Source organism: Agromyces sp. NPDC056523, assembly GCF_042794545.1.
Taxonomy (GTDB): Bacteria; Actinomycetota; Actinomycetes; order Actinomycetales; family Microbacteriaceae; genus Agromyces.
This window is the reverse complement of sequence record NZ_JBHTTM010000003.1, coordinates 235,556-250,966: the sequence shown is the minus strand read 5'-3', so window position 1 is coordinate 250,966 and position 15,411 is coordinate 235,556. Positions and strand designations below refer to the sequence as shown.

Genomic DNA, 15,411 nt, shown 5'->3' with positions numbered 1-15,411 from the left:
CGGCGTCGCGCCGACAGGCACACCATACACATTCCGGCCGTGAGCGCACCTACGGACGGCCGATCCGCCCGAGGGACGCAAGGCCCTTGCCGTTGTGGAGGACAGGTGCAGAATGACCGCATGGACACGTCATCGGGCACCTACACCGCGAAGCTGATCGACGGGCCGCTCGAGGGCAAGACGGTCTCGACCGGCTTCCTCGACAGCGGCGACCCGCAACCGCGGCTCGAGATCTCGGGCGACGGCGGCAAGCGCTACGTCTACTCCCGCGCTGCGGGGCTCGAGTTCGGCACGCCCGACGACGACCGGCCCAGCGCGGTCGAGTACCGCTTCATCGAGACCGTCTTCGACTGACGGATGTCGCGCGGGGCCCGCGCGCTCGGCCGGAGGCCGCGGCGGCGGACGGGGTCACCGTGCGACGGTGAAGTTGAAGATCGAGGTGTCGAAGTGGTTGTAGCCCTCGTAGTCGATGAGGTCGTACAGGTCGGCGCGGTGCTGCATCTCGGGTAGGAGGCGCGTGAGCGCACCGGCATCCGTCAGCTCGTCGAGGCCGCGCCCCGCGGCGCCCATCGCGATGCGCAGCAGCGAGACGGGCCAGATGACGATGTTCATGCCCACGTCGGCGAGTTGCTGCACGGTGAAGAGATCGCTCTTCCCGAATTCCGTCATGTTCGCCAGCAGCGGCACGTCGACCGCCGCGCGGATCGCGGCGAACTCCTCGAGCGAGGCCATCGCCTCGGGGAAGATCGCATCGGCGCCGGCGTCGACCAGGCGCTTCGCACGGTCGACCGCGGCGTCGAGACCGTCGACGGCACGGATGTCGGTCCGCGCCATGATCAGGAAGTTCCCGTCGCGGCGCGCGTCGACCGCCGCCGCGATCCGCTGCAGCGCGGTGTGCTCGTCGACGACCTGCTTGCCGTCGAGGTGGCCGCACCGCTTCGGGTTGACCTGGTCCTCGATGTGGAGGCCGGCCAGCCCCGCATCCTCCATCTCCTGGACGGTGCGGGCGACGTTCATGGGCTCGCCGAACCCCGTGTCGGCGTCGACGATCGCGGGCAGCTCGGTCATGCGTGCGATCTGCTTCGCCCGGCCGGCGACCTCGCTGAGCGTCGTGAGCCCGATGTCGGGCAGGCCGAGGTCGGCCGAGAGCACGGCGCCCGAGATGTAGACGCCCTCGAAGCCCTTCCGCTCGATGAGTCGCGCCGAGAGCGGGTTGAACGCGCCGGGGAAGCGGAGCAGCTCGCCGCTCGCGAGGCGCTCGCGGAACAGCCGGCGCTTCTCGTGCGCGGGGGTCTGTGCGTACAGCATGGTCTCCTCCTAGAAGATGCCGTGGGGCGTCGGGACCGAGGTGAGCACGCCCGGCGCGGCGACGATGGTCAGGTGCTGCAGCTCGTCGGGTCCGAGCTCGGGCAGGCGCTGCGCGACATCCAGGAACCGCTCGATCTCGGCGGTCTCGAGGACGTCGGCGGCCAGCGTGCGGAACTTCTGCACGTACTGCTCGCGCCCGAATGGGCGCGCGCCGAGGGGGTGCGCGTCGGCGACCGCGATCTCATCGACGATGGTCGTGCCATCCGTCAGCGTGATGACCACGCGGCCGCCGAACGCCTTCTCGGCGATGTCGAGCGAGTGGTAGCGACGCGTCCACTCCTCGTCCTCGACGGTGGTGACGGTGCGCCAGAGCGCGACGGTCTCGGGCCGGCCGGCGCGCTCGGGCGCGTACGAGCCGACGTGGTGCCAGGTGCCGTCGAGGAACGCCACGGTGAAGATGTACGGGATGGAGTGGTCCAGCGTCTCGCGCGAGGCCGTCGGGTCGTACTTCTGCGGGTCGTTCGCCCCCGAGCCGATCACGAAGTGCGTGTGGTGCGACGTGTGGATGACGACGTTCGCGACCTTCGACGGGTCGGCGACCAGCTCGGGGTGCTCGTGGTGGAGCTTGCGGGCCAGGTCGATCCACGCCTGCGCCTGGTACTCGGCCGAGTGCTCCTTGGTGTAGGTGTCGAGGATGGCGCGCTTCGCCTCGCCGCGCTCGGGCAGCGGGACGTCGTACGCGGCGTCGGGTCCGTCGAGGAGCCACGCGATCACGCCGTCCTCGCCCTCGTAGATCGGAGTGGGGCTCGTCTCGCCGCGCATCGCCCGGTCGACGGCCTCGACGGCCATCTTCCCGGCGAACGCGGGGGCATGCGCCTTCCAGGTCGAGATCTCGCCCTTGCGCGACTGGCGGGTCGCGGTGGTCGTGTGGAGTGCCTGGCCGACCGCCTGGAAGATCGTCTCGGCGTCGAGGCCGAGCAGGGTGCCGATGCCGGCCGCGGCCGACGGGCCGAGGTGCGCGACGTGGTCGATCTTGTGCTTGTGGAGCGAGATGGCCTTGACGAGGTCGACCTGGATCTCGTACCCGGTCGCGATGCCGCGGACCAGGTCCCGGCCTGTGAGCCCCCTCGCGGCGCCGAGGTGCTGTGCAACCGCGACGATCGGCGGGATGTTGTCACCGGGGTGCGAGTAGTCCGCGGCGAGGAACGTGTCGTGGAAGTCGAGCTCGCGCACGGCCACGCCGTTCGCCCACGCCGCCCATTCCGGGCTCGTGCGGCGTGCGACATCCACGCCGAACACCGTCGCGCCGTCGCCGCCGACCGAGACCGGATGGCTCAGCGCCTGGCTGCGCGCGGCGACCACGGGGCGCCGGGTGAGCGAGGCCGCCGCGACGGCCGCGTTGTCGATGACCCGGTTCACCACCATCTCGGTCACGTCGTCGACGACCTCGACCGGGTCGGCCGCGACCTCGGCGATCTTCCAGGCGAGCTGGCCGTCGCGGGCCAGGTTCTCGTCGCTTCGATGGACGCGCACGTGGTGGAGCTGCACGGTTGACCTTCCGTTCCGGGGTGTCTGGCTGGGTGCTGGCTATTCGGCGCTGGCCGAGGTGGCGAGCGCATTGGTCAGGCTCATGTGGAGGTGCACATGCGTAGCGTGGGCGGCGAGCTCGGCGTCGCGGGCGAGGATCGCGTCGACGATGAGCAGGTGCTCGCCCGCGGCCGCGCGCAGTCGGTCGGGGTTGTGCCGGGAGAGCCGGCGGATGCGGGCCGAGTGCAGCTGCACGCTGCGCAGCGACGATGCGAGGAACGGGTTCGCGACCGCCGCCTCGATCGCGTCGTCGAGCTCGTCGACGATCGCGAAATAGGCGGCGAGCCCCTCCTCGCCCTGCGCGAGCAGCTGCGGCGCCTCGCGGAGACGGACGCGGATCGCGAGGAACCGCGCGTCGTCGTGCCGCTCCGCGGCAAGGCCCGCGGCCTTCCCCTCGAGGGCCTCCCGCAGTTCGTAGAGCGAGACGATGTCGTCGCGCGAGACCTCGGTGACGACCGTGCCGCGCCCGTTCGCCTCGACGAGGCCGTCGCCGGCGAGCTGACGGAGCGCCTCCCGGACCGGCGTGCGGCTGACGCCGAGGCGGACGGACTGCTCCACCTCCTGCAGCACGGTGCCGGGCTCGAGCACTCCGTCGAGGATCTCGGTGCGGAGGGTGCGATACGCCCGATCGCCGGCTCGCATGCGCTCCCCCTTCCGCCTTCGACATCCGACCTCAATGTATACACGACTGCCAACGCCTCGGCAATCCGCCTTGGGTTATCGAGGCCAACGCTGACAGTTACGCAGTGTATGTATACATGCACGATGCTCCGCGCCACCGGGCTCGTGAAGCATCCTCGGCACGACGACGACGCCGCCGCGGATGCCGACGCGAGCCCGGCGAGATCCGGGCGACGTCCGTGTGGACCCGACCGTGCCCACACGCACGCGCGACCGGCGGATGCACCCCAGAACAGGTCGCAATGTGACGGCGAGGCGTGACACGAGTGAGGGTTGCTCACGATGATGGGGGTGGACACACCACCCCTGCTGTCCTCGGGGTCGCGGCGTTCCCTCACCTGGCGTCGCGACCCTGACAGCCCGGCGAGCGTGCCGGCCCGGTATTTCGCAGCGCGCGGCGGACATGGAGATACGCCCTAGCTCGGCGGCGGGCCGGCTCGCGCGGACGCGGTCACCGCGAACGCGGCACGATCGACCGCGACCCGCACGAGCACCACCGCACCGGACACCTCGCACGACGTCAGCCGGGCGCCGTTCCGGGCGGCGAGCCGCGTCGCGACCACACAGGGCTCGCCGGGCACGGCGCCGGAGATCGCGTCGGCCGCGGCGAGCGCCGCCGCGTCCGCGGCGTTCGCCGCAGCCTGGGAGGCCACGGACCCGACGAGCACGGTGGCGAGCCCGGCCGCGAGCGCGACGATGGCACCGACGATCCCCAGCGTGACGACGGTCGCCGCACCCTGCTCGGCTCGCAGCCGCGGCCACGACCCGGACACTGGGCGCGCCGTCACAACCCGCCCCGCATCGCGCACGACTCCGCCCGGAGCTCGAGCGCCGAGAGGACCCCGCCCGCGTGCCCGACGAGCGTCGCGCACACGAACGGCTCGTCAACGCTCGTCGACAGCCGCGCACCGCCCGCGTTCCGGGCTGCGATGCCGGCGGCGACGGCGTCGCTCTCGCCCCGACCCAGGGCGCGGGCGGCATCGGCAGCCGCATCGGCCAGCCTGACCTGCACCGCCGACACGTGCACCGCCGCGAGCGACGCCGCCAGCACCAGCGCGATCGCGGGCAGTGCGACGGCGAACTCCGCCGTCACGCTGCCGCGCTCGCGCTCACCCCACCGTGAGCGCATTCCGCACGAGGTCGGTGAGGATGCCGCGCACCTCGTCACCGCGGAGAATGACCACGAGCAGGCCCGCGAAGCCGACCGCCGCCATGGTGGCCACGGCGTACTCGGCGGTCGCGGCGCCGCGCTCGCCCGCGAGACGCCCGACGATGCGCCGGAATCGCCGGCGTGCGGCCGTGACTCGGCGGGTGGGCGATGGCCCGGTGGCGCCGCTCGGGTCGCCGACGCCGGTGGAAGGGTTGGATGACATGTGATTCCTCTCTCTGGGCCGCAGCTGCGGCGACGGTGGCACGAGACTGGAGCGGTCACACGGCACCGCCGAGCGTGCCCGTGACGACGGAGATGAGCAACGGCGCGACGCCCAACAGGACGAAGGCGGGGAGCACGCAGCAGCCGAGGGGGATCATGAGCCGAACCCCGAGTGCCGCGGCCCGGACGGCGCCGGCCGTCTGCGCCGCACCACGCCGGCGATTCGCCTCGGCACGGAGCAGGTCGGCCACGGGCGCACCCGCACGCTCGGCGAGTCGGAGCACCGGCGCAGCAGACGCCGAATCGGCCAGTTCCGGGAGGTGGGTCCGGAGTGCCGTGGCCACGATCTCCTCGGCGCGCGGCAGTGAGGTTCCACTGGTCAGGGCCACGGCGAGCAGCTCGAGCTCGACCCCACTCGTCGGCCGCGCGGCGGCGGCCCTGGCGACCATCGCGCGACTCCAGCGGGTGCCGGCCCAGAGCAGTGCCGAGCCGCCGACCAGGCAACCGAGACCGACGGGGTTGCCGAACAACACCCCGACCGTGTCGAACCCCAGCACGGCGCCGAAGGCCAGCGCGATCAGCGGAAGGGCCGCGACGAGCTTGGCGCTCGCGGCGGGGCCGGCCAGGGCCGCGGCCGCCTCGCGGCGCAACTGCGCCTCGGCCCGGAGCGCGCCGGCGAGCACGCCGAGGCATCCCGCGAGCGGAGCGCCTGCGGCATCGGCCACCGCCCACGCGGCGGCCAGGATCGACCACGCCGGCGACGCGTCGGCGCGCGACGCGCGCACGCGCTCGATCGCGCCGGCCACGGAGGCTCCCTCGCCCGCCGCCGCGGCGGCGGCCGCGATCACGAGTTCGTCGCCGCGGCCTGCTGCGGCGCCGCGAACGAGGGCACCGTCGGATACGAGGTCGACGTTGCGCCAGGCCGCCGCCGGTGCGAGTCCTGCGGTGAGCAGCGCCGCGAGCCGCTCGGAAGCGGCCGCTACCCGGTCGACCGCGGCCCCCGGGTCGGCACGCACCAGGCGCCGTCGCGCCATGAGGGCCGCGGCGAGGCGGACCGGCGCCGGCGCCCGCGCCTCGGCAGGGTTCAGCACGGCTCGATCCCCAGTCGGGCGCCGTCGAGCTCGAACCGGCCGATCCGCCCGACTCGGCGGCGACCCTCCTGTCGTTCGAGGTGGACGACGAGGTCGAATGCACTGACGGCCTGACGAGCCACGGCGTCGGGCGACATGCCCGCGGTCGACCCGAGGGCCTCGAGCCGCGCCGGCACGTCGTCGAGGGAGTTGGCGTGCAAGGTGCCCGCCCCGCCGTCGTGCCCCGTGTTGAGTGCCGCGAGCAATTCGCGCAGCTCGGGCCCACGGCATTCGCCGACGACGAGCCGATCGGGTCGCATGCGCAGCGCCTCGCGCAGCAGCACATCGAGGCCGATCCGCCCGCTGCCTTCGAGGTTGGCCTGCCGGGCCTCCAAGGACACGACGTGCGGGTGCGAGATCCGCAGCTCGGCCACGTCTTCGAGCAGCACGATCCGCTCTTTCGGCCCCGCCTCGCCGAGCAGGGCCCCCAGCAGGGTGGTCTTCCCCGTTCCGCCCGCGCCGGTCACCAGGATGTTGCGCCGTTCCGCGACCGCGCGTCGCAGCGCCGCCTCCTGCTCGTCGTCGAGCATGCCCGCCCTCGCGAGTGCGGCGAGCGGGAAGTCGGCGATCCGTGGGATCCGGACCGAGACCAGCGTGCCGCTCGACGAGAGCGGCGGGAGCACCGCATGCACCCGGATGCCGCGGCCGAGGCGGACGTCGACGGCTGGGGTCGCCTCGTCGACGTGCCGCCCGCCGCGCGCGATGAGCTGGATCGCGAGGGCGCGCACGTCCTCCTCCGCGGCGCTCCACGAGGGCTCGTGCTCCGGACCCGCTCCCCGGTCGATCCAGAGTCCGCGGTCGCCGTTGAGGAACAGGTCGGTGACCGGTCCGGCTGCGGCGTACCCGGCGAGCGGGCCGAGCAGCGCCAGCTCGTCGACGGCCACGCCGCGCGCGGCGGCTACGTCGGCGCCGAAGGGCGCGGAGGCCGCGGCCCGGCGCTCGGCGCGATCGACCGCCGTCGCGTCGACCGTCGGATCGATGGCCCCGTGCACGGCGCCGGACAGCGCCTCGGGCGCCCACGGCGATGCCGCCGTGAGCGGCGTCTCACCTGCCGACCCGGCGACGAGGCGCTCCGGCAGCGGTGGCTCCCAGGACGGGACGGCGACGAACGGGCGAGGCATGCGACCGACGCTAGGCGCGGGACATCCGGGCGACGGGCGCGGCACGTGCGGGAACGGAACGAGCCCTCCGCCACGTCGTTGTGGAGGAGGGCTCGTGCGACATCCGTCGCCGTGAAACAGAAGGGGGCGGCACCCATTGGGGGGAACAGGTGCCGCCTCGGCAACGCACGGATTGGGGGGAATCTCGAGCGTTGCAGGCCACGAAGCAAACGTTCGGGCGTTCTCAGTGTATGGGCTCGATCTCCATGCGCAAGTACTTTTTGTCCTCATTTGTGCCGACACACAGCAATGTCTGCGACTTCCTCCAGTCCTGGAGGTGAAGGAGGGCGAAATCGTTGGAGAAATCATCAGAATGCGACGCATTCCGAAGGAGGTGCCCCCGGCGCGATCCCTGGACGACACTCGCTCGGCGGCGGCAACGACACGCGAACGGGCTCAAGACTACGACGTCGTGCGACTCCGTCGCGAACGACACGCCTCCGGCGGGCGCTAGTCTGCTGTACAGGGCAGGCGAACCCGATAGTCCAATCTTTCGCGAAGGAGCGATCGCACCACTATGAACGCGCAGATCGATCACGCGCTCGAGGAGATCCGGCGCTTCCGCCCGAGTCCCGAGTTCGCCGCCCAGGCCGTCGCCGACGAGGGCCTCTACGACGCCGCCCGGGCCGACCGGATCGGCTTCTGGGCCGACCAGGCCCGCACGCTCCTCCAGTGGGAGAAGCCCTTCACCCGCACCCTCGACTGGTCGAACCCTCCGTTCGCGAAGTGGTTCGACGACGGCGAGCTCAACGTCGCCGTGAACTGCCTCGACCGGCACGTCGAGGCCGGCCTCGGCGACCGCGTCGCGCTGCTCTGGGAGGGCGAGCCCGGCGACTCGCGCGCCGTCACCTACGCCGAGCTGACCGACGAGGTGAAGCGCGCCGCGAATGCGCTCACCGACCTCGGCGTCGGCGAACACGATCGCGTCGCGATCTACCTGCCGATGATCCCCGAGGCCGTGGTGGCCATGCTCGCCTGCGCGCGCATCGGCGCCATCCACTCGGTCGTCTTCGGCGGGTTCAGCGCCGACAGCCTCGCCTCGCGCATCGATGACGCCGAGGCATCCGTCGTCATCACGGCCGACGGCGGGTACCGTAAGGGCCGGGTCTTCCCGCTCAAGCCCGTCGTCGACGAGGCGCTCGGCAAGACCCAGGGCGACACCGTGCGGAACGTGCTCGTCGTCAAGCGCGGCGAGAACGAGGTCGACTGGAACGCCGACCGCGACCTCTGGTGGCACGAGATCGTCGCGACGGCGTCGAACGAGCACGAGGCGAAGGCGTTCGAGGCCGAGCACCCGTTGTTCATCCTCTACACCTCGGGCACCACCGGGAAGCCGAAGGGCATCCTGCACACGTCGGGCGGCTACCTCACCCAGGCGGCGTTCACCCACAAGAACGTGTTCGACCTGCACCCCGAGCGCGACGTGTACTGGTGCACCGCCGACGTCGGCTGGATCACCGGCCACTCCTACGTGGTCTACGGGCCGCTCGCGAACGGCGCGACGCAGGTGCTGTACGAGGGCACGCCCGACACGCCGCACCCCGGCCGTTGGTGGGAGATCGTCGAGAAGTACAAGGTCTCGATCCTGTACACGGCGCCCACCGCCATCCGCTCGTTCATGAAGCTCGGCCGGCAGATTCCGCACGAGTTCAACCTGCGGTCGCTCCGCCTGCTCGGTTCGGTCGGCGAGCCGATCAACCCCGAGGCGTGGATCTGGTACCGCCACGTCATCGGCGGCGGCTCGATCCCGGTCGTCGACACGTGGTGGCAGACCGAGACCGGCGCGATCATGATCTCAGCGCTGCCGGGCATCACCGACCTCAAGCCCGGCGCGGCGCAGGTACCGGTCCCCGGCGTCGAGATCGGCATCCTCGACGATGACGGCACGTCCGTCGACGGCGAGGGCGGCGGACTCCTCGTCGTCACCGAGCCGTGGCCGTCGATGCTCCGCGGCATCTGGGGCGACCCCGAGCGCTTCAAGGAGACGTACTGGGAGAAGTTCGGCGACAAGTACTTCGCCGGCGACGGTGCCCGGCGTGACGAGGACGGCGACTTCTGGCTGCTCGGCCGCGTCGACGACGTCATGAACGTCTCCGGCCACCGCCTCTCGACCGCCGAGATCGAGTCGTCGCTCGTCGCCCACCCGTGGACGGCCGAGGCCGCCGTCGTCGGCGCCTCCGACGAGACCACGGGTCAGGCGGTCGTCGCGTTCGTGATCCTCAAGGCGAGCCAGGTCTCGCAGGTCAGCGACCCGACCGAGGCGAGCGAGGAGCTGCGCAAGCACGTCGCCACCCAGATCGGCGCGATCGCGCGCCCGCGTCAGGTCTTCATCGTCAACGAGCTGCCGAAGACCCGGTCGGGCAAGATCATGCGCCGCCTGCTGCGCGACCTCGCCGAGGGCCGCGAGATCGGCGACACCACGACGCTCGCCGACACGTCGATCATGCAGGTGATCAGCGCACAGGTGCGCTGACCCCGTCGACACCGGATGCCGCGACGGGCACGTTCCCGTCGCGGCATCCGTCGTCTGGCGCCGCACCGAGGGCCTCGCGGCGTCTGCAGGAGAATCCGCGGCTCGCCGCTCAGATCAGGCCGGCGCCTCCTGCGATTCGCCGGATCTCCTGCGAAGCTGGCCGGAGGCTCGCGGGCCCGACCCAGAGGTGGAGCCCCTGCGCAATCGCCGACAGGATCTGTCCCTCCGTCCGCGACCAGTGGTCGAGGACGTCGGGCGTGCCGAATCGGAGCACCGTGAACCCCTGCAGCATGAGACGCGCATCCTGTTCTCGGTCGCGTTGCCGCTGTTCCCTCGTCGAGTGGAACTGGTCGCCGTCGAACTGCAGCACGAGTCGTTCGCCGATCAGCCCGTCGACCTGATGCCCGTCGATCCGCACCTGCGGCACCATCTCGATCCCCTGCCGCGCGAGGCGGAGCCGGGGCAACGTCTCGAGGCCTGAATCCGCCCGCGCGTCGGAGTCGGCGACGACATCGGCGAATCGCCCACCTACTGACGCAGCGACGCGGAGGAGCTGACCTCTGCGGACCAGCTTCCGGTTCAGCGCGGAGTCGATGACCGCGACGGCATGTTCGCGCGGCTGGCACCGAGCGATGGCGACGAGCACGTTCTCGATCGGGTCGATCGCGCTCCGTGCCGTGACCGGGACGGGCGGCATCGTCCAGTGGACGACCTCCGGCGACCTCCCGGGAGGTACCGATACGGCGAGCCTGAGACGACTGGCGGTCGGAGCCGCAGCGACATGGAAGGCGCCGTCATCGATGGTCCACAGCGACAGATGCGACGCTGCGGAGATGCAGGCCAGCCGACCGCCGATCTCCACGGCGCGCCGGAGCACAGCTGGAGCATCCGGCGTCGCGACCCAGTCGCGGCGCACCCGGAGGATCTGGCCGCCGCGAACGGCCGCGCGGATCGAGTCTGCCGTTGCGCCGAGCGCGTAGAGGTCGGCGCGATGAACGATGCCGCCGAATCGACGGATGATGGACGGGAGGTGCATTCCGCGAGCATCCAGCCGCCGCAACGGCACAAGCGCGCGATCGACGGTCGGTCGCCCTCGTGATCGGCCCACCGGGTTGTGGAGGACGGCTCGCTCGCCGGCGCGGCGCGGCCGATCCCGCCGCCTTCACAGGAGATCCGGCGATGTGCAGGACGAGTTGCGCGATCTCGTCCTGCGCGCGCTGTGATCTCCTGCGAACCGACCCGCGGCGCCGCCGGCGCTATGCGAACTCGACGATGAGCTCGACCTCGACCGGCGCGTCGAGCGGCAGGGCCGCGACGCCGACGGCCGAGCGTGCGTGCTTGCCGGCGTCGCCGAAGACCTCGCCGATGAGCTCGGACGCGCCGTTCACGACGCCCGGCTGGCCCGTGAACGCCGCGTCGGACGCCACGAAGCCGACGAGCTTGACCACGCGGACCACGCGGTCGAGCGAACCGAGCTCGGCGCGCACGGCCGCGAGCGCATTGAGCGCGCAGAGGCGCGCGTAGCCCTTCGCATCCTCGGCGGGGACCAGCCTGTGTCCGTCGCCGACCTTGCCTGTCGCGGGCAGGGCGCCGGACACGAACGGCAGCTGGCCGGACGTGTACACCAGTGAGCCCGTGGCGACCGCGGGCACGTACGCGGCGACGGGCGCCGCGACATCCGGAAGCTCGATGCCGAGCTCTGCCAGGCGCGCCTCGGCCGATGCGGACCCGGAGGCCATCAGGCGTCGCCCTCGAACTGCTTCGCGGCCTGGGCGGCCGCGGCGGCACCGGCGGATGCCGCGACCGACGTCTCACCGCCGACCGGGCGCTTGAGGTACGCCACGAGCCCGCCCTCGGGACCCTGCACGACCTGCACGAGCTCCCAGCCCTCGGACCCCCAGTTGTTGAGGATCGCGGCCGTGTTGTGGATGAGCAGCGGGGTGGTGATGTACTCCCAGGCGGGCATTGACGCTCCTTCGGACCGGCTGATCGGAGCGAGTCGGCAGGCGCGCAACACCTCGGCACGCTGGTGCACAGCGTGTTTTGCCAGCCTTCTCGGTTAAGCTCCACTATATGTCTGCCCAAAAACCCTTGAGTGACACCGCCTCTGGCATCCTCGGCTTCGTCGGCATGAGCGCACTCGCCGGCATCCTGGTGACCGCAGCGGTGACCCCCGCACTCGCCGTCACGGGCATGGCCGCGAACAACGGCATCACGATGTTCGAGAACCTCCCCGGGTACCTCGAGCCCGCCGAGCTCGCCGAGAAGTCCACCGTCTACGCGATGGTCGACGGCGTGCCGTCCGCGATGGCGTCGTTCTTCGACGAGAACCGCGAGGAGGTGGCGTGGGACTACATCTCGCAGTACCTGAAGGATTCCGCGGTCGCGGGTGAGGATCCCCGCTTCTACGACCACGGCGGGGTCGACATCCAGGGCACCGTGCGCGGTGCCCTGAAGACCGTCATCGGCGGCGACACGCAGGGTGGTTCCTCGATCACGCAGCAGTACGTGAAGAACGTGCTCATCAACAACGGCGTGTCCGAGGCGCAGACCGAGGAGGAGAAGCAGGCCGCCTACGAGGAGGCCACCGAGGTCAGCGCCGAGCGCAAGCTCAAGGAGATCCGGTACGCGATCACGCTCGAGAAGAAGTTCTCGAAGGACGAGATCCTCCTCGGCTACCTGAACATCGCGCACTTCGGCGGACGCGTGTACGGCGTCCAGGCCGCCGCTCAGTACTACTTCGGCACGAATGCCCGCGACCTCACGCTCGCGCAGGCGGCGAGCCTCATCGCGATCGTGAACCATCCCGAGAAGTTCCGCCTCGACTACCCCGAGAGCGAGGAGAACGGCACCGCCTCGGTGGATGCCGCGGGCAACCCTGTCCCGTACGCGGCGAACAAGGATCGACGCGACTACATCCTGGGCGAGATGCTCAAGGAGAAGAAGATCACGCAGGAGGAGCACGACGCCGCCATCGCGGAGCCCGTGGCCCCCGCGATCACGCAGCCGAGCACCGGATGCGTGTCGGCCAAGGGCCATGCGTTCTTCTGCGACTACGTCTCGTGGGAGATCAAGAACAAGTTCGACGACCCGGACACGCCCGATGTCAACGAGGGCCGCGAGCTCCTGCAGACGGGCGGCCTCGACATCTACACGACGCTCGACCTCGGACTGCAGAACGAGGCGATCAACGCGATCAACGAGAACGTGCCGAAGACCGCCGACGGCGTGGACATCGGCAGCACCGTCGTGAGCGTCGAGGTCGGGACCGGCCGCATCCTCGCGATGGCGCAGAACAAGGACTTCTCGAACGATCCCGACGTGCTCGCCAGCGGTGCGAACTACAGCGCGGTGAACTACAACTCCGACATCGACTACGGCGGTTCGAGCGGCTTCCAGCCCGGATCGACGTACAAAGTCTTCACGCTCGCGGAATGGCTCAAGGAGGGCCACTCGCTGAACGAGTCCGTCGACGCCCGGCGCCGCGACAACTGGGGCCAGTTCAACAACAGCTGCGAAGGCACCATGAGCGGCGACGGCTGGAACCCCAAGAACGACGGCGGTGAGGACGGCGGCTACTGGAGCGCCGTGCAGAACACCGTGAACTCGTACAACAGCGGCTTCGTGGCGATGGCCAAGCAGCTCGACCTGTGCGGCATCGCCAAGACGGCCGAGGCGCTCGGCGTGCACCGCGCCGACTACCAAGCGCTCTCGCAGTTCCCATCGGCCGTCCTTGGCACGAACGAGGTCGCTCCGCTCTCGATGGCGACCGCGTTCGCCGGCATCGCGGGCAACGGCACCTCGTGCACGCCGATCGCGATCGACCGCATGGTGGACGCGAAGGGCGAGGATGTCGCGCCGCCGAAGAGCGAGTGCACCCAGGCCCTCACGCCCGAGGTGGCCAACGCCACCGCGTACGCGATGCAGCGTGTCATGACCGACGGCACGGGAACCAGCTCGAGCGGACGCACCGACCCGTGGGTGCCGATGATCGGCAAGACCGGAACGACCGACAACGCCGAGGCCACCTGGATGAGCGGCGCGTCGACCAAGGTCGCGACGGTCGTGGGCGTGTTCAACGTCACCGGTCACGTGAACCTGCGCGACACCTACTTCGACGCCGGCCAGGCGGCCACGCTCCGCCACCAGATCTGGCCTCGCGTGATGTCGTACGCCAACGCCAAGTACGGCGGCGACGACTTCCCCGAGCCGCAGAGCTCGTTCCTGAACGCCCCGCAGGTGTCGGTGCCCGACGTGCTCGGCCTGTCACCAGAGGAGGCGCAGCAGGCGCTCGAGTCCGCCGGCTTCGGATGGTCGATGGACGGCGAGGTCGACTCCAGCCAGCCCAAGGGCACGATCGGCGCCCAGAACCCGTCGGGCACGGCGAGCCGCGGTGCGGTCATCTCGCTGCAAGTCAGTCGCGGCAACGGCGTCACGGTTCCGGATGTCGCCGGCATGAACCAGGACGAAGCCGAGAACGCGCTGAAGAGTGCAGGATTCAAGGTCGACCGGACGGAGCAGGACGTGCTCGATCCGACGCAGGACGGGATCGTCATCGGGCAGTCTCCGGCTGCGGGTTCTGCTGCGAAGCAGGGAGACCGGGTCACCATCACGGTCGGCAAGCTCGGTACCCCCGGCGGTGGCGACGGAGTAGCGCCGCCCGGTAACGACTAGTGCCCGGCGGCCTCGCCACGGCCGCGACGCGGATCGCCTCGGCGATCGGCGTCGCCGCCGTGGCCGCCGGGGCGTGGGGCTCGCTCATCGAGCGGACCCAGTGGACGCTGCGCCGCGTCGAGGTGCCCGTGCTGCCCGCCGGCGCCGACCCGGTGCGCGTCCTGCACGTGTCCGACCTGCACATGGCGCCGTGGCAGCGATCGAAGCAGGAGTGGGTGGCCGCACTCGCCGCCCTCCACCCTGACCTCGTCGTGAACACGGGCGACAACCTCGGTCACGTGCGCGGTCTCGAGGGCATCCGACGTGCCTTCGCGCCCTTCGCGGGGATCCCCGGTGTCTTCGTCAACGGCTCCAACGACTACTTCGGACCCGTGCTGAAGAACCCGTTCTCGTACTTCGGCGGTCCGTCGGTGAACCTCGGGCGCGCCGCCGAACTCGACATCGCGGCGCTGCACGCGTTCTTCGGCGAGTTGGGCTGGACCGACATCGACAATCGGGCCACGAGCCTGGACCTGCGAGGCACCCACTTCGAGTTCTTCGGCGTCGACGACCCGCACAAGGGCTACGACCGGCTCGATCTGATCACGGCCGCCATCGACGACCTCCGTTCGGACGACCCCCTCGGCGACGACGTCTGGCCAGACCCGGCCACCGTGCCGCACCCGCGCCCGACGGTCACGGTGGGCGTGACGCACGCGCCGTACCAGCGCGTGCTCAACTCGTTCGTGACCCACGGCGCGCAGCTCATGCTCGCCGGGCACACCCACGGCGGACAGGTGTGCGTGCCGGGCTACGGGGCGCTCGTCACCAACTGCGACATCCCGCGGACCCAGGTGAAGGGCCTGTCGCTCTGGCGCCACGGACTGCGCTCGGCGTACCTCCACGTGTCGGCGGGCCTCGGCACGTCGATCTACGCCCCGGTCCGGTTCGCGTGCCCGCCGGAGGCGACCCTGCTGACCCTGACGGCCGCTCGACCGGCCCGCACGACGGCGGGGAGCGTGGTCGGGAGCGCCTGAAATATCGGCT

Annotated in this window: 15 protein-coding genes; 4 read left to right on the top strand and 11 right to left on the bottom strand. The window is 71.0% G+C overall.

Annotated features, from left to right (window positions below; translation table 11 throughout):
* The first annotated feature begins 120 nt into the window (after positions 1 to 120).
* Positions 121 to 354: a hypothetical protein gene (locus ACFQ58_RS12055; RefSeq protein WP_376951348.1), complete on the top strand. Its 234-nt coding sequence runs from the start codon at positions 121 to 123 to the stop codon at positions 352 to 354.
* Between the two features lie 54 nt (positions 355 to 408).
* Here the strand turns inward: ACFQ58_RS12055 and prpB are convergent, their stop codons facing one another.
* From prpB to ACFQ58_RS12015, 8 genes are all read right to left on the bottom strand, one after another.
* Positions 409 to 1,308 carry a methylisocitrate lyase gene (gene prpB / locus ACFQ58_RS12050; protein ID WP_376951347.1) on the bottom strand — a complete coding sequence of 300 codons (900 nt, stop codon included), beginning with the start codon at positions 1,306 to 1,308 and terminating at the stop codon, positions 409 to 411.
* 9 nt (positions 1,309 to 1,317) lie between these two features.
* On the bottom strand, positions 1,318 to 2,856 hold the full coding sequence (locus ACFQ58_RS12045) for an MmgE/PrpD family protein (protein WP_376951346.1): 1,539 nt from the start codon (positions 2,854 to 2,856) through the stop codon (positions 1,318 to 1,320).
* A gap of 39 nt (positions 2,857 to 2,895) precedes the next feature.
* Positions 2,896 to 3,537: a GntR family transcriptional regulator gene (locus ACFQ58_RS12040; protein ID WP_376951345.1), complete on the bottom strand. Its 642-nt coding sequence runs from the start codon at positions 3,535 to 3,537 to the stop codon at positions 2,896 to 2,898.
* A gap of 455 nt (positions 3,538 to 3,992) precedes the next feature.
* Positions 3,993 to 4,349 carry an Rv3654c family TadE-like protein gene (locus ACFQ58_RS12035; RefSeq protein ID WP_376951344.1) on the bottom strand — a complete coding sequence of 119 codons (357 nt, stop codon included), beginning with the start codon at positions 4,347 to 4,349 and terminating at the stop codon, positions 3,993 to 3,995.
* Between the two features lie 11 nt (positions 4,350 to 4,360).
* Positions 4,361 to 4,669 (bottom strand): TadE family type IV pilus minor pilin, encoded by a 309-nt coding sequence (locus ACFQ58_RS12030; RefSeq protein WP_376951343.1) that lies wholly within the window; start codon positions 4,667 to 4,669, stop codon positions 4,361 to 4,363.
* 16 nt (positions 4,670 to 4,685) lie between these two features.
* Positions 4,686 to 4,949 (bottom strand): DUF4244 domain-containing protein, encoded by a 264-nt coding sequence (locus ACFQ58_RS12025; protein ID WP_376951342.1) that lies wholly within the window; start codon positions 4,947 to 4,949, stop codon positions 4,686 to 4,688.
* Between the two features lie 55 nt (positions 4,950 to 5,004).
* Positions 5,005 to 6,039 carry a hypothetical protein gene (locus ACFQ58_RS12020; RefSeq protein WP_376951341.1) on the bottom strand — a complete coding sequence of 345 codons (1,035 nt, stop codon included), beginning with the start codon at positions 6,037 to 6,039 and terminating at the stop codon, positions 5,005 to 5,007.
* Positions 6,033 to 7,199 (bottom strand): TadA family conjugal transfer-associated ATPase, encoded by a 1,167-nt coding sequence (locus tag ACFQ58_RS12015; RefSeq protein ID WP_376951340.1) that lies wholly within the window; start codon positions 7,197 to 7,199, stop codon positions 6,033 to 6,035. Before ACFQ58_RS12015 ends, ACFQ58_RS12020 begins: the two co-directional genes overlap by 7 nt.
* 556 nt (positions 7,200 to 7,755) lie before the next feature.
* On the opposite strand from ACFQ58_RS12015, the gene acs reads away from it, so the two are divergent.
* Positions 7,756 to 9,711 carry an acetate--CoA ligase gene (gene acs, locus ACFQ58_RS12010; protein WP_376951339.1) on the top strand — a complete coding sequence of 652 codons (1,956 nt, stop codon included), beginning with the start codon at positions 7,756 to 7,758 and terminating at the stop codon, positions 9,709 to 9,711.
* A gap of 109 nt (positions 9,712 to 9,820) precedes the next feature.
* On the opposite strand, the gene ACFQ58_RS12005 is transcribed toward acs, so the two are convergent.
* From ACFQ58_RS12005 to ACFQ58_RS11995, 3 genes are all read right to left on the bottom strand, one after another.
* Positions 9,821 to 10,747 carry an endonuclease domain-containing protein gene (locus ACFQ58_RS12005; protein WP_376951338.1) on the bottom strand — a complete coding sequence of 309 codons (927 nt, stop codon included), beginning with the start codon at positions 10,745 to 10,747 and terminating at the stop codon, positions 9,821 to 9,823.
* 220 nt (positions 10,748 to 10,967) lie between these two features.
* Complete coding sequence (locus tag ACFQ58_RS12000) at positions 10,968 to 11,450, bottom strand: RidA family protein (RefSeq protein ID WP_376951337.1); 483 nt, start codon at positions 11,448 to 11,450, stop codon at positions 10,968 to 10,970.
* A complete protein-coding gene (locus tag ACFQ58_RS11995) occupies positions 11,450 to 11,677 on the bottom strand; it encodes a hypothetical protein (RefSeq protein WP_376951336.1) in 228 nt (75 codons plus the stop codon). Before ACFQ58_RS11995 ends, ACFQ58_RS12000 begins: the two co-directional genes overlap by 1 nt.
* A 164-nt stretch (positions 11,678 to 11,841) precedes the next feature.
* Between ACFQ58_RS11995 and ACFQ58_RS11990 the strand changes: the two genes are divergently transcribed.
* Positions 11,842 to 14,385 carry a transglycosylase domain-containing protein gene (locus tag ACFQ58_RS11990; protein ID WP_376951335.1) on the top strand — a complete coding sequence of 848 codons (2,544 nt, stop codon included), beginning with the start codon at positions 11,842 to 11,844 and terminating at the stop codon, positions 14,383 to 14,385.
* Complete coding sequence (locus ACFQ58_RS11985; RefSeq protein WP_376951334.1) at positions 14,385 to 15,401, top strand: metallophosphoesterase; 1,017 nt, start codon at positions 14,385 to 14,387, stop codon at positions 15,399 to 15,401. Before ACFQ58_RS11990 ends, ACFQ58_RS11985 begins: the two co-directional genes overlap by 1 nt.
* Positions 15,402 to 15,411 lie beyond the last annotated feature (10 nt).